13 protein-coding genes are annotated in these 13,193 nt (G+C 63.6%); 5 read left to right on the top strand and 8 right to left on the bottom strand.

Translation table 11 applies throughout. From position 1 onward, the window contains the following. Positions 1-20: 20 nt before the first annotated feature. Positions 21-1,001, top strand: coding sequence for a LysR family transcriptional regulator (locus OKW43_RS02720; protein WP_429445076.1), 981 nt, complete (start codon positions 21-23; stop codon positions 999-1,001). A gap of 20 nt (positions 1,002-1,021) precedes the next feature. After that, positions 1,022-2,473, top strand: a complete 1,452-nt coding sequence (locus tag OKW43_RS02715) for an aldehyde dehydrogenase family protein (RefSeq protein ID WP_429445074.1) — start codon at positions 1,022-1,024, stop codon at positions 2,471-2,473. 84 nt (positions 2,474-2,557) lie between these two features. On the opposite strand, the gene OKW43_RS02710 is transcribed toward OKW43_RS02715, so the two are convergent. The 4 genes from OKW43_RS02710 to OKW43_RS02695 form a co-directional block, all read right to left on the bottom strand. Then, on the bottom strand, positions 2,558-3,535 hold the full coding sequence (locus tag OKW43_RS02710; protein WP_429445072.1) for a 2-dehydropantoate 2-reductase: 978 nt from the start codon (positions 3,533-3,535) through the stop codon (positions 2,558-2,560). A 190-nt stretch (positions 3,536-3,725) separates the two neighbouring features. Beyond that, complete coding sequence (locus OKW43_RS02705; protein WP_429445069.1) at positions 3,726-4,346, bottom strand: LysE family translocator; 621 nt, start codon at positions 4,344-4,346, stop codon at positions 3,726-3,728. 108 nt (positions 4,347-4,454) lie between these two features. Next, a complete protein-coding gene (locus OKW43_RS02700; RefSeq protein ID WP_187637029.1) occupies positions 4,455-5,036 on the bottom strand; it encodes a hypothetical protein in 582 nt (193 codons plus the stop codon). A gap of 228 nt (positions 5,037-5,264) precedes the next feature. Further along, positions 5,265-5,906, bottom strand: coding sequence for an IMPACT family protein (locus tag OKW43_RS02695; RefSeq protein ID WP_429445067.1), 642 nt, complete (start codon positions 5,904-5,906; stop codon positions 5,265-5,267). Between the two features lie 112 nt (positions 5,907-6,018). Here OKW43_RS02695 and OKW43_RS02690 point away from each other — a divergent pair, with 112 nt between their 5' ends. Together OKW43_RS02690 and OKW43_RS02685 are read left to right on the top strand one after the other, a co-directional pair. Next, a complete protein-coding gene (locus OKW43_RS02690; RefSeq protein WP_429445065.1) occupies positions 6,019-6,645 on the top strand; it encodes a LysE family translocator in 627 nt (208 codons plus the stop codon). 16 nt (positions 6,646-6,661) lie between these two features. Continuing rightward, positions 6,662-7,291 (top strand): 2-hydroxychromene-2-carboxylate isomerase, encoded by a 630-nt coding sequence (locus OKW43_RS02685; protein ID WP_429445063.1) that lies wholly within the window; start codon positions 6,662-6,664, stop codon positions 7,289-7,291. Between the two features lie 26 nt (positions 7,292-7,317). On the opposite strand, the gene OKW43_RS02680 is transcribed toward OKW43_RS02685, so the two are convergent. Beyond that, the gene (locus OKW43_RS02680) at positions 7,318-7,572 is read right to left on the bottom strand and encodes a DUF2866 domain-containing protein (protein WP_429445061.1); all 255 of its coding nucleotides are present in this window, start codon (positions 7,570-7,572) and stop codon (positions 7,318-7,320) included. A gap of 347 nt (positions 7,573-7,919) precedes the next feature. Between OKW43_RS02680 and OKW43_RS02675 the strand changes: the two genes are divergently transcribed. Beyond that, positions 7,920-9,035, top strand: a complete 1,116-nt coding sequence (locus OKW43_RS02675; RefSeq protein ID WP_429445059.1) for a diguanylate cyclase — start codon at positions 7,920-7,922, stop codon at positions 9,033-9,035. Between the two features lie 23 nt (positions 9,036-9,058). On the opposite strand, the gene OKW43_RS02670 is transcribed toward OKW43_RS02675, so the two are convergent. The 3 genes from OKW43_RS02670 to OKW43_RS02660 form a co-directional block, all read right to left on the bottom strand. Continuing rightward, the gene (locus OKW43_RS02670) at positions 9,059-10,798 is read right to left on the bottom strand and encodes a peptidoglycan D,D-transpeptidase FtsI family protein (protein ID WP_429445057.1); all 1,740 of its coding nucleotides are present in this window, start codon (positions 10,796-10,798) and stop codon (positions 9,059-9,061) included. Positions 10,799-11,129: 331 nt separating this feature from the next. Continuing rightward, complete coding sequence (locus OKW43_RS02665) at positions 11,130-12,671, bottom strand: methyl-accepting chemotaxis protein (RefSeq protein ID WP_429445055.1); 1,542 nt, start codon at positions 12,669-12,671, stop codon at positions 11,130-11,132. A gap of 323 nt (positions 12,672-12,994) precedes the next feature. Continuing rightward, positions 12,995-13,147 (bottom strand): hypothetical protein, encoded by a 153-nt coding sequence (locus OKW43_RS02660; protein ID WP_187637037.1) that lies wholly within the window; start codon positions 13,145-13,147, stop codon positions 12,995-12,997. Positions 13,148-13,193 lie beyond the last annotated feature (46 nt).

The following is a 13,193-nucleotide window of genomic DNA, read 5'->3' as shown; positions in this document are numbered from 1 at the left end:
GCGCGCCCGGAACCGATGTCATGAACGTTTCGCTGCAGCAGCTAAAGGTATTCGTCGCGGTCGCGCGCGAGCGCAGTTTCACGCGTGCGGCGCGCGAGTTCGATCTGACGCAGTCGGCCGTGAGCCGTTGCGTGCGTGAACTGGAAGATGCGGTCGAATTGAAACTGTTCGATCGCACGACACGCCATGTCGAGCTGACGAATGCGGGCGCGAGTCTCGAGAGAAGAATTGGCCGGCTGCTCGACGAAATCGAATTGACGCTGCTGGAGGAGCGCGCTGCTTACGACGGACACACGGGCGTCGTCGTATTCGCGAGTAGTCCGGTGTTGTCGTCCGGTTGGGTGCCGCGGGCTTTGGCGCAGTGTGCGTCGGTCTTGCCCGAGCTGATCGTGTCGGTCAGGGATCAACCTCAAAGCGGCGTGCTGGCCAGTGTCGAGCAGGGCGAAGTGGATTTCGGCGCGGTCTGCGTGACCGGGCCCGTTGATAGTCCTCTATTACATGCTCAGGTACTTTTCACTACGCCACTGCATGCGGTGCTTCCATCCATTCATCCGCTGGCGCGCCACGACAGCATTGGCTGGCATGCGTTGCGCGAATGTCCGCTGATAACGCTGAATGCCGATACGGGGGTGCGCGCCGCGCTCGGACCGGTACTCGCCGCGAACGAATTGAAACGCCGGCCGTTGCAGGAACTGGGACACATCGCGGCGGTAGAGCGCATGGTCGAATTGGGTCTTGGTGTCGGAATATTGCCTGTCGATCCGCATTGGTCTTCGCCGGGCGCTTCGTTGGTGAGTCGTCCGTTGGTGCCCGAAACGACATTGACGACGGTACTCGTGCACCGCAGGAATCGCTCGCTTCGTCCCAATGCGGCTGCTGCGTGGGCGCAGTTCGTCGCGTCGACGACCGAGCATGCGCGGATCGCGGAAGCAGAGCCTATCGTTGGCGCGACCCACACTTTCAGGCCGTCCGTGGCGCGAAGCGTGTTGCAGGAACCCTAGACTACTCAAGGAGCTTCATGATGGAAATCCAGACCGACCTCGGGCAACATGACCTGCTGATCGACGGCAAGCGCGTGCAGCCAGGCACCGGCGAATATTCCGTCGATATCAATCCCGCGACCGAGGAGCCCATTGCGCTGGTCGCGCAAGGCAGCGCCGCTGACGTCGATGCCGCGGTGCGCGCCGCGCGCGGCGCATTGAAAGTATGGAATTCGATTCGGGCCGCTGAACGCGGCCGCATCCTGCAACGGCTCGCGGGCCTGATGCGCGAGAACATGGAAGAACTCGCCGCGCTCGAAAGCGTCGACGGCGGCAAGCCGATTGCAGCGGTGATGCGTCAGGACGTGCCCGCCGCGATCGATACCGTCGAATACTACGCAGGATGGTGCGACAAGATCAACGGTCAGGTCGTGCCGACGCGTCCCGATGCATTGACCTATACGTTGCGCGAACCGGTCGGCGTGGTCGCCGCAATCGTGCCCTGGAATTTTCCGCTCATGATCGGCATGTGGAAGATCGCGCCCGCGCTCGCATGCGGTTGCACGCTGATCGTCAAGCCTGCCGAGATCACGCCGCTCACCGCGTTGCGCATCGGCGAGCTGGCGCTCGAAGCAGGCGTGCCGCCGGGCGTACTCAATATCGTCACCGGCAAGGGCAGCGTGGTGGGCGACGCGCTGGTCACGCATCCCGGTATCGACAAGGTCACGTTCACCGGTTCGCCCTCGGTCGGACGAGGCATCCTGCAGGGCGCGGCGGGCAATTTCAAACGCGTGACGCTGGAGCTCGGCGGCAAGTCGGCCAACGTGATCTTCGCCGACGCGAATCTCGACAATGCGGTGCGAGCCGCGGCGTCCGGCGTGTTCTTCAATACGGGGCAAGTGTGCTCCGCTGGATCGCGGATACTCGCGCATCGTGACGTGTATGACGAAGTGGTCGAGCGTCTGGCCACGCGCGCGAAGTCGATCAAGGTCGGCGATCCGTCGCTGCGTGAAACGTCGATGGGACCGCTGATTTCCGCTGCGCAGATGAAGACCGTATTGAGCTATGTCGAGACGGGGCGCTCGGAAGGCGCGTCGCTCGTGACCGGCGGCGCGCGCGTCGGCAATCGCGGCTTTTTCGTCGAGCCGACCGTGTTCGCGAATGTCGAGCACGAGATGCGTATTTCGCAGGAAGAAATCTTCGGGCCGGTGGCGAGCGTGATCCGTTTCAACGACGAAGCGGACGCGATCCGAATCGCCAATGGCACCTCATATAGTCTCGCGGCCGGTGTGTGGAGCGCGGACCTGAGCCGCGTGCATCGCGTGGCGCGCGACCTGAAGGCGGGCACGGTGTGGATCAACACCTACGGCTACACGGACGTGCGTTTGCCATGGGGTGGTGCTGGCGATTCGGGCTTTGGTCGCGAGCATGGCGACGTCGCGATCGAGAACTTTACGGAACCGAAGGCGGTGTGGGTGGCGATTGATCAGTAGCGTCCAATGCGAAAAAGGATCGGGTGCATGGCATCCGATCCTTTGGGTCGTGTTGCAACACGAAAAGGAATGATCGAGTATCGGTCAATTGCCCTGTAAAGCCATCTTCTCGCGCAGTTTGATTAGTGCGAGCACGACGTCGATGGTCGGCGTCGGTTCCGCAACGAGTCGACCCATTTCCTGCACGACGGTCAACAGAGGATCGATTTCCATCGGCCGACGGTTCTCGAGATCGACGAGCGTCGATGTCTTGTGCGCACCGACCGCACCCGCGCCATCAATACGCCTTTCCACGTCGACGCGAAAGTGCACACCGAACTGATCCGCAATTCGCTTCGCCTCGAGCATCATCGTGCGAGAAACCGCGCGTGTGCCAGGGTCGCTCGTGAGGACATCGAGCGTTGCGTGCGTCAACGCGCTAATCGGGTTGAAGCACAGATTGCCCCATAGTTTGAGCCAGATCTCGTCGCGGATATTGTCGCGGATCGGTGCTTCGAATCCGGCCGCCTGCATGATCTCGTGCAATTGCTGAATGCGCGAAGTACGCTCGCCACTCGGTTCGCCAATGGGAAACTTCTTGCCGTACACGTGCTTGATGACTCCCGGTTCGACGATTTCCGCGGCCGGATAGAGTACGCAGCCGATTGCGCGCTCGGGTCCGAGCTTCGTCCATTGCGAACCGTCGGGGTCGACGCTCGTGAGGCGAGTGCCGGCAAAGCGTCCGCCATGTTGATAGAAGTACCAATACGGAATGCCGTTGACGCCGGTAACGATGGCCGTGTGCTTGCCGAGCAGCGGCTGCATCGTATCGACCACGCCAGGCAGCGAATGCGCCTTGAGCGTGACGATCACGAAGTCCTGGACGCCGAGTTCGCGCGGATCGGACGTGCAGCGCACCGGCGCGCTGAAGGTTTCGCCATCCATGATCAGGCGCGCGCCGTGTTCGCGCATGGCCGCCAGATGCGGACCGCGCGCGATGAAACTGACGTCCGCGCCGGCGCGCGCCAATTGCACGCCCATTAAACCGCCAATCGCTCCCGCTCCGAAGATGCAGATCTTCATGATGTCGCTCCGTGACGATGAAAAAGCCCTTTGCCCAATGCCGCATTGCAGTGCTTGGCGGCCGGTCACGGTTCGAGCATAAGGTGGAGCGACGAATGCTGATAGTTAAAGTTTCTCCGTCGATGTATTCGCTATTCGTTATGAACAGGTCACGACGCGAATACTTCAGCTGCGCAGGAGCGGCGCTACCTTAGCCGCGCCGAACCAGCAGAAAGCTCACGCCAATCGCCGCCAGAAAGCCGCCGCAGCAGCGATTGAACCAGCGGCGGATCTTCGCGCGCATCAGCCATTTGCTGAGATACATGCCGGCCCACGAATACAGTGCAATCGCGACCCATTCGAGCAACAGAAAGCTCGCGCCGAGCACGGCGAATTGCGGCAGGATCGGCTGCGCGACGTCGACGAATTGCGGCAGGAACGCGGTGAAGACCAGAATCGCCTTCGGATTGCCCGCCGCCACGAAGAACTCGTGCCGTGCAATTCGCGAGAGCGCGGCCTGCTGGGGTTGCGACGTATCGATAGCGGGTGCGTCGCTGCGCCACAACTGGATGGCGAGCCAGATCAGATAAGCGGCGCCCGCGAGTTTGATCGCGAGAAAGATCCACTCGGACGCATGCAGCACGACGGCCAGACCGGTCGCGGCGAGCGTGAGCATCATCGCGAAGGCGAGCAGCCGGCCGGTGCCGCCGACGAATGCCTTCGTGAAGCCGTGACGCGCGGCCACGTTGATCGAAAGCAGGTTATTGGGCCCGGGTGCGAGATTGATCGCAAAGCAGGCGGGCAAAAAGAATAGCCAGGCGGTGACGGACATGACGGCTTGGATTCCGGGCGGAGGATCACGATGCATCGCGCGGAGGGTGCGCGCGATGCGTTACCCGGATTGTAGCGAAACCGCGCCGCGCGTCGGCTGGCCTCGTGTTCAGTTCACCGCCTTGATAAAGCCGGGTTCCCCGATCAATGCATCGACGCTGAGCTTGACCGTATCTTCGATCGCAATCGTATTGCTGGTGAATTTCGGTGATTTCTGCTTCACAGTGCGCGTGGTCGTGTACATGACTTTCTGGGTCGCCGCATCGATAACCACGTAGTGCATCTGCAGCGTCCACAGCGCCGGCGAGCGCGTGTCGTCCACCGTGAAAGTTTCGATACTGCCCTTGAGCACGCGTTTGTTGTCGTCGATGCGAAAACCGGCCGCTCGCAGGCTATGCGCGACGCCATTGCGCACGACGAGGCTGATGTCGTCCTTCAGCACGAGCCCGGTCATCGCGGTATTTTCGATGCGGTTCGGCGAGATATGACCGTCGCGCGCGGGCAGATACGCGAAGTCGCGCGCGGGGGCGACGGTGAGCGATCCGGTGCCGTACATCTTCGCGTGCGTCGCGCTGGCGTTGCTGTTGAGGCCGAACCATGACCACGAGCACCCGGACAGCAGCATGGGCAGCAGTACAGCGCCGCAGCCCTTGAGCACGACGGCTCTCAACGGCGAACGCGCAGCAGTCATGCGTGAGAAAGTGGCGGTCGAAGTCAGAGGAGTTGCCTTTTAAGTGGAGTCATCCCGGTGGGAGAACAGCATGGTAGCAGTGAACCGGACCCTCGACCTTCAGACGTGCTCCGGGCGTACCTTGCCGATCCGGCCAGCGAGCCTCGCATCATGGCTGGCTGGGCCCCCATCATAACGGGCCGCCGTAGCGATGGACCTCGGGGCTACCCCGGAAGCGCGCTCAGCCGCTCAGAAAAAGCCGGCTTTTCCCTGCGTGATATCGGTCAGCGTTCGCCTGGCATTGTCGAGTGCATTGGCCGGCACGCGCATCGTCATCTTCACCAGCATGCCGTAGGCGCTGTGCACGAGCGCATAGCCTTCGGCGTCCATCCATCGGCGTACTTTGGCTTCGTCGGCATAACTCACTTCGACGCCCAGCGAAACCTGAGCAATCCTCTCGACGCGCGGCGCGTCGAGCAGCGCGGACGCGATCGCATCGGTGTACGCGCGCACCAGTCCGCCCGCGCCGAGCTTCAAACCGCCGTAGTAGCGCACGACGGCCGCGAGCACGCCATCCAGATCGTGATGCCGCAGCACTTCGAGAATGGGCCGGCCCGCGGTACCGGACGGCTCGCCGTCGTCGGACATGCCGGATTGGCCGCCCGCGAGTAGCGCCCAGCACACATGCGTCGCAGCGGAATGTTCGTCGCGCAGACGCTGTAATTCGGCCATCGCGGCATCGCGATCGGCGACCGGGATCGCATACGCGATGAAGCGGCTCTTGCGAATCTCGAGTTCCGCGCTCAATGGCGCGGGCAGGGTATAGGTGGGCAAGGCGGGAACGTCGGTGGATGAAAAGAAGCACGCGGTACGCGGCGCGATGTCCGTCATGGTAACGGATCGTCCGTGCCAGCCAGGCGCGCAGAAGCTTCGCGGGTTCGTCTACAATGGTCCGCTGAATGCGCGTCCACGATTTCGATGCCGCGCGGCGCAAGGAGACGACATGCTTGATCTATCCACGCTGGGGACGTTCGTTGCCGTCGTGCTCGGGCTGTTCCTGATTCCCGGTCCGGCCGTGCTGCTGGTTTTGACGCGCACCATGCACGGCGGACGCAAAGCCGGCATTCTGACCGGTCTCGGTATCGCAGCCGGCGATTTCGTGCATACACTGGGCGCCGCGGTTGGCCTCTCCGCGCTGCTGATGACGTCCGCGCTGGCCTTCAATGCGGTGAAAATCGTCGGTGCCGCGTATCTCGTCTATCTGGGCATTCGCGCATTGCGCGAAAAGCAGGCGAGTGCGCATCTGCCGGTCGTCGCGCCGGTGTCGGGTTCGAAGGCGTTCTTGCAGGCGATTCCCGCCGAAGTGCTGAACCCGAAGACCGCGCTGTTTTTCCTTGCGTTTCTGCCGCAATTCGTGCGCCCCGAATATGGTTCGACGTTTGCGCAGTTCGCGACGCTCGGGCTGATTTTCGTCGCCATGAGCGCGCTCTATACGACGCTGATCGTCCTGACGATGCGGCCGTTGGGCAGACTCGTGAAGCGTTTGACGTGGTTGACGCGCTGGCAGAACAAGATCATCGGCGTGCTGTTCATATCGCTCGGCCTGCGCGTGGCGGTGCAGACACGCTGAGTTCCGGGAGCCAGCGATGCGTGAAGACACCAATTCGACGGCGCGCGCCATCGAGTTCTGGTTCGACTTCGGCAGCAACTACAGCTATCTGAGCATGATGCGTATCGAAGCGTTGGCAGCGGCGCGCAACGTGACGATCGTGTGGCGGCCGTTTCTGCTCGGCCCGGTATTTCGTCAGCTCGGTTTCGAGAACTCGCCCTTCGTACTGGAAAAAGAGAAAGGCGCGTACGTGTGGAAAGACATGGAGCGCCAATGCCGCAAATACGGCATTGCGCTTACGCGTCCCAGCACGTTTCCGCGCGCGGCGCTTGTCGCGATGCGCGTCGCGCTGCTGGGGGCGAACGAGCCGTGGATCGGTGCCTGGTGCCGCAAGATCATGCAGCTGAATTTCGTCGACGATCGCGACATCGGTGCAATCGATGTCGTCAGCGACGCGCTCGACTCTGTCGGCTTACCTGTGCAGAGCGTGATCGACGCCGCGCAAAGCGACGCGAATAAGCTCCGCTTGCGCGAGCAGACCGAATTGGCCATCAATAAGGGGATCTTCGGTGCGCCGACGTTTTTTGTCGGCGCTGAGATGTTCTGGGGTAATGACAGGCTGGAGGACGCGCTGGACTACTGCGACGCGATCGCGGCGCGCCATTGAACGTCATTGAACGTCAAATCGAGCGCTCAATCAGCTTGATGACAGAAGCGCCGGCCCGGCACATGAGAGGCCACGGCCTGGGCGATTTCGAGCGGAGTACTTTCGGCGGGAACGACGCGACGGCTCGATTCGGGCGCGTGCTTCATCGTCCATTCGACGAGCCGGTATGAACGGCCCCAGGGCGGTTGCAGCGGATCGGAGACCTTGCAGGAATGAATCTGGCGAGTCCATTCATGGCCGGGCATCGCACGCAGGTGTTCGACTACCATCTCTTCAACCATGATTGACCTCATTCTTCTCGTGCGCCTGCCCGTTTCTGGCCGCGTTTTTGGCACCCCTTAAGAAAAAGCGCCGCCGATGTTCCGGCGGCTCAACAGGGGATGAGCGCCAATGGTTGCAGGGAACAATTAAGCGAAACTTAAGAACCGCAATCATTACGCAAACGGATCTCACTGCCTGTAAGCAAGTGCAAGTGAATGCAAGCGCGAGCCGACCAAAGTGCGCGCGAACGCTCGCGTCGCGGTCAACACGTCGCGAACCCGTCCTCAAGACCTCGGTGGATCGGCCGTTATCAGTAGAGTTGGGGCGTCGACCCCGCTTCGCCTGCAGGGCCCGCCTGACTGATACCGTGACGAATCTCGCCCCAACGCCGCTTTCCGAGCGCCTTCGCTCGCTCGTCGACACCGTGCAGCACAATGAGCGCACGTTGCGTCGCTTCCAGAACGTCGAGTTGCGCTTGATCGGCGCGCAGGATTTCGCGTCGTTTCTCGATACGTTGTTCAGCCATCTACCCCAGCAGTTCGCTCTCGCCAATGTGGTGCTGTGGCTCGACGACCGCGCGCCGATCCTGCTCGAACTGCTCGAGCCGGGTAACCTGCACGTGCTCGATTACGCGCAGCTAAAGACATCGCGCGAAGGCGGTCTCGTCGCACAATCATTGTGCGAGGACAATCGGCCGTGGCTCGGCCGCCCCGGCGAACTCGACGACGCCGCGCGGCGCGCGTTCTTCGGCGCCGCGCCAACCGATGTGCCGGCCAGCGCGCTCCTGTTGCCGCTCGCCTCGGACACGAGCGTCAGCGGCTATCTATGCCTCGGCAGCGACGACTCCGCGCGCTTTGGCGCGGGCATGGCCACCGACATTCTCGAGCGCTTCGCGAGTATCGTCACCGCGAGTCTCGACAATGTCGCACATCGCGAGCGACTCAAGCAGCTCGGCATGACCGATTCGCTGACCGGCCTCGCGAATCGCCGCTATTTCGACGAGCGCGTGCGCGAGGAGTTGATGCGCGCGGTCCGTTATCGCGCGCCGGTCGCGTGCCTTTTCATCGATATCGACGGTTTCAAGCGCATCAACGATAGCCACGGCCATCAGACCGGCGACCGCGCGCTCGCGGCGGTGGCGGCCTGCGTGCGACAGCAGGTGCGGCTTGGCGACACCGTCGCGCGCTATGGCGGCGAGGAATTTGCCGCGCTGCTGCAAGGCGATCGCAGCGATGCGTTGACCGTCGCCGAACGCGTGCGGCTTGCGGTTCAGAATCTCGACGTGCGCGACGAGCAGGGCGAGCGCATTGCATTGACCGTGTCGATCGGCGTGGCCGCGCGCGTGGTCGCCGGCACCCCCGCCGAGGCGATGTCGCTCGGTCGGGCGCTGCTGGACGAGGCCGATCGCGCGATGTATCAGGCCAAGCGCAACGGCCGCAATCGTATCGAAGCGCAGGTCGATGCGGGCGATGAGCGGGACTGATCGCTCGCAACGGGCACTACGCGTCACATTTGCGCCGCATCCGGCGGCACGCCAAGCAGTTGCAACGCGCCACCCATCACGCCGCTGAACACCGGCCCCGCGACCGTACCGCCATAGAACGCCTTGCCGGCCGGGTCGTCGATCATCACGGCGACGATCAGGCGCGGATCGCTCATCGGCGCCATGCCGACGAACAACGCGCGATAGCGATTCTTCGCGTAGCCCGCGCCGATCTGCTTGCGCGCGGTGCCGGTCTTGCCGCCGACGCGATAGCCCGCCACCGTCGCCGCGCGTCCGGTGCCGCCAATGCCCGTGGCCATTTCCAGCATGTGGCGGATCGCGCGCGCGGTGCCGGGCGTCGTGACCGGCAAGCTGCGATCGACGAACGACGCCGGGTCGTCCGCATCCAGCGGTTCGCGCAGCAGGCTCACTCGTTGCAGCGCGCCGTCGCCCGCGTAGGCGGTATAGACCTGCGCGATCTGCAGCAACGAGACCGACAGCCCGTAGCCGTACGCCATCGTCGCCTGCTCGATCGGGCGCCAACGCTTATACGGCCGCAGCTTACCGGCGGCCACGCCCGGGAAGGGCAGCTCGGGCTTCGTACCGAGCCCGTATTGTCGATACTTGGTCCAGATCGTCTCGGCCGGCAGGTTCAGCGCTAGCTTCGCGAGCGCGATATTGCTCGACTTCTGCACCGCCTCGGCGACCGTCATCGCACCGTGATTCGACGTGTCGTGAATCACGGCCGGGCCGATCCGATACGAGCCTGGCGCGGTATCGATGATGCTTTGCGGCCGCACCTTGCCTTCGTCGATCGACAATGCGACGACCAGCGGCTTGATCGTCGAGCCCGGTTCGAACGTGTCGATCACCGCGCGATTGCGCAGTTGCCGGCCGGACAGGCGCGTGCGGTCGTTCGGATCGAAGCTCGGGTAGTTGGCGAGCGCGAGGATCTCGCCGTTGCGCGCATCGAGCACGACCACGCTGCCCGCTTCGGCGCGGTGCTGCGCGATCGCGGCTTTGAGTTGCGTGTACGCGAGTTGCTGGATGCGCCGGTCGATCGTCAGCTGAATCGTCGCGCCGTTGCGCGCGGGCACGAGGGGCCGGGTCTCCGAGATCACGCGACCGAGCCGGTCGCGGATCACCTCGCGCTGGCCGGGCGTGCCTTGCAGTTGCGCGTTGGCGGCCAGTTCGACACCCTCCTGGCCGTGGTCCTCGATGTCGGTGAAGCCGACCACGTGCGCGGCCGACTCGCCCTCGGGATAAAAGCGTTTGGTGTCGGCGATCTGCGTGATGCCGGCGAGTCCGAGGCGCGACAGATGCGCGGCGGAGTCGGCATCGAGCTGGCGCTTGAGCAGCACGAAGCTGCGCTCACCGCTCAGACGCCGGCGCAGTTCCGCGAGCGGCAGATCGAGCAGCTTCGCGAGCGGCGCAAACGCGCTTTCGTCGACGAGCTTCGGCGAGGCCCAGATTTCGTAGGTCGCGAGGCTGACCGCGAGCAGCGAACCATTGCGATCGACGATCCGGCCGCGCGTCGCGTCGAGTTCGAGCACGCGCTGATAGCGCTTCTGCCCCTGGTCGACGTAGAAGTCCTGATTCACGACCTGCACCCAGAACGCGCGGAGCGCGAGCGTCGCGAACGCGACGAACACGAGCAGCACGACGAGCTTCGAGCGCCACGCGGGCAGTCGCGCGTCGAGCAGCGGGTTCTTCGCGGCAACAGCGTACGGATCTTGCGACGGCGGTTTCTTCTGGCGGATCATGGGCGGCGGGCAGCGAGCGGTGCGGACGATAGACCTTCGATTGAACGAGGCCGCCAGAACGACGAGGCCTGGCGGCTCCGACTATCGCCGGGCTGATTGTAAACAACGCGTAATTTAAATGCGAGGATTGTGAAAGGCGTCGCGTTCGAGTTGGAGCAAAGTCGAGCCGAAGCGAAGCTGAAAGCGAAAGGCCGCGCGGACTTGCAAAATCCGCGCGGCTGATTCGTTCGATTGATGCGTCGACTCCGACGCGGCGTGTTGAAGAGGCGCTCCCTGCCTGTGGAGCGCCTTCTTTTTTTTGCGCGCCCGTTGCGGGCGCGGTGCGTCAAGCTCAAGCCGGCAACGCGAAACTCGCAATCGCGTCGCGCAACACGCCGACCTGGTCCTTCAGCGAATGCGCGGCGGCGGCGGCCTCCTCGACCAGTGCCGCATTCTGCTGCGTGACCTGATCCATCTCGCCGACCGCGCGATTGACCTGCTCGATACCCGCGCTCTGCTCGCGCGACGCATGGCTGATTTCTTCGAGAATCTCGTTGACGCGCCGCACCGACTGCACGATCTCGCCCATCGTCGCGCCCGCGTTGGCGACCAGCGACGCGCCGGTCTCGACGGTATCGGTCGAGGTTTCGATCAGCGCCTTGATCTCCTTGGCGGCCGTCGCCGAGCGCTGCGCGAGGCTGCGCACTTCGGCCGCGACCACCGCGAAGCCACGGCCCTGCTCGCCGGCGCGGGCCGCCTCGACGGCTGCGTTCAGCGCGAGGATGTTGGTCTGGAATGCGATGCCGTCGATCACACCGATGATGTCGCCGATCTGCCGCGAGCTCGCGGTGATCTCGCCCATCGTGCGCACCACGTCGTCGACCACGCGGCTGCCGCGCGTCGCGACGTTGGCGGCGTCGCTCGCGAGTTGCGCGGCCTGGGTTGCGCTGTCCGCGTTCTGTTTCACGTTGACCGTCATCTGATCCATGCTCGACGCGGTTTGGACGAGCGCCGCCGCCTGCTCCTCGGTGCGCTGCGACAGGTCGGTGTTGCCCGCCGCGATTTCGCTCGCGCCGACGTTGATGTTCTCGGTGCCCTGACGCACCCGCGAGACCGTGTCGACGAGTCCCGCCTGCATCGTGCGCAGCGCATGCAGCAGGCTGCGGTCGTCGTGCGGCTCGACCGGCACCGGCGTCGCGAGGTTGCCTTGCGCCATGAGCCGCGCGTGCTCGACGGCCACTTCGAGTTCGCCGCCGAGCGAGCGGCGGATGCTGCGCAGCACGACCAGCATCACGACCGTAGAGAGCGCACCGAGCGTCACCGTGATCGCGAGCCAGCGCAGCAGGTTGCGGTAGAACGCGCTTTGTACGTCGTCCATATACATGCCGGTCACCAGGTACCAGTCCCACGGCGCGAAGTGCATCGAGTAGCTGGTCTTCGCGACGGGCCGCTCGCTGCCGGGCTTGGACCACAGATAATCGACGAAGCCGCCGCCGTCGTGATTGCCCGCGTTGACGATGTCGACGAACAGATGATTGCCGGCCGGATCGGTGAACTTCGCGAGGTTCTTGCCGATGAGTTCGGGCTTGATCGGGTGCATCAGCATGACCGGCTGCGAGTCGTTGATCGACAGATAGCCGTCCTTGCCGTAGCGAAGCGCCCCAAGCGTCGCGAGCGCCTGTTTTTTGGCGTCGTCCTCGGACAGCGCATGTTGCTGGGCAAGCGTGTAATAGTGTCCGGCGACGTGGTTTGCTTCTTCGATCAGCGAGCGCAATTGTTCGCGCCGGTCCGAGATCATCGATGCGCGGTTCTGCCACGCGCCGAACGCGCCGATCAGGATCAGGCCGACCCACAGAACGGCGATCATCGACGCCAGTTTTCGGTTCAGAGTCATAGCGATGGGAATAGGCTTTTGGCCAGTAGGGTCCAGTGGATTGCGAGCGGGTGCCGCTCGCTGTGTTTACGGCGCGAAATGGCGTTGATCGAGGCAGGGGAAACCCGCTGTCTGGCATCGCTATCCATCTGATCAATGAGCGGATTTATTGCGTGTTTTTAGCGGCGCTCATGCGCCTTGTTATAAAAAATTCCGCTATAGTCGCGCTTTTTCAGTTGCCAGCCGGGCATAGAAGAACGCCAATCAGCCCTGCTGCGGGGCTTTAGCGACCTGATGCGTTGATTCGGCCGCGCGGCGCCGACGTCGCACCGCCCCGCGGCTCCTTACACCGGATCCTTGTCCGGCGGCCCCTCGGGCCGCTGCGGCTCCTCGACATGATGCCCCGGCGACGGCGGCACGAGCGGGTCGGCTTCCGGGTCGCGGTTCGGATCGGCGTTCGGGTCGGGAATCGGGCTGGTGTGCATGTCGTAGCTCATTGCGTCACTCTTGCGGTTGAAATGCGCGAGTTCGGCGTGGGCGGCT

The sequence above is a fragment of the Paraburkholderia sp. WC7.3g genome (genome assembly GCF_050436345.1).
Classification (GTDB): Bacteria; Pseudomonadota; Gammaproteobacteria; order Burkholderiales; family Burkholderiaceae; genus Paraburkholderia; species Paraburkholderia podalyriae.
The sequence above is the reverse complement of the archived record's forward strand: the minus strand, read 5'-3'. Positions and strand labels throughout refer to the sequence as shown.

Excerpts from the sequence above, each read along its gene's own strand:
- OKW43_RS02715 (WP_429445074.1), top strand. The coding sequence starts at position 1,022 with ATGGAAATCCAGACCGACCTCGGGCAACATGACCTGCTGATCGACGGC.
- OKW43_RS02680 (WP_429445061.1), bottom strand. The coding sequence starts at position 7,572 with ATGGTTGAAGAGATGGTAGTCGAACACCTGCGTGCGATGCCCGGCCAT.
- OKW43_RS02685 (WP_429445063.1), top strand. The coding sequence starts at position 6,662 with ATGCGTGAAGACACCAATTCGACGGCGCGCGCCATCGAGTTCTGGTTC.
- OKW43_RS02665 (WP_429445055.1), bottom strand. The coding sequence starts at position 12,671 with ATGACTCTGAACCGAAAACTGGCGTCGATGATCGCCGTTCTGTGGGTC.
- OKW43_RS02700 (WP_187637029.1), bottom strand. The coding sequence starts at position 5,036 with ATGACTGCTGCGCGTTCGCCGTTGAGAGCCGTCGTGCTCAAGGGCTGC.
- OKW43_RS02720 (WP_429445076.1), top strand. The coding sequence starts at position 21 with ATGAACGTTTCGCTGCAGCAGCTAAAGGTATTCGTCGCGGTCGCGCGC.
- OKW43_RS02690 (WP_429445065.1), top strand. The coding sequence starts at position 6,019 with ATGCTTGATCTATCCACGCTGGGGACGTTCGTTGCCGTCGTGCTCGGG.
- OKW43_RS02705 (WP_429445069.1), bottom strand. The coding sequence starts at position 4,346 with ATGTCCGTCACCGCCTGGCTATTCTTTTTGCCCGCCTGCTTTGCGATC.
- OKW43_RS02670 (WP_429445057.1), bottom strand. The coding sequence starts at position 10,798 with ATGATCCGCCAGAAGAAACCGCCGTCGCAAGATCCGTACGCTGTTGCC.
- OKW43_RS02710 (WP_429445072.1), bottom strand. The coding sequence starts at position 3,535 with ATGAAGATCTGCATCTTCGGAGCGGGAGCGATTGGCGGTTTAATGGGC.
- OKW43_RS02695 (WP_429445067.1), bottom strand. The coding sequence starts at position 5,906 with ATGACGGACATCGCGCCGCGTACCGCGTGCTTCTTTTCATCCACCGAC.
- OKW43_RS02660 (WP_187637037.1), bottom strand. The coding sequence starts at position 13,147 with ATGAGCTACGACATGCACACCAGCCCGATTCCCGACCCGAACGCCGAT.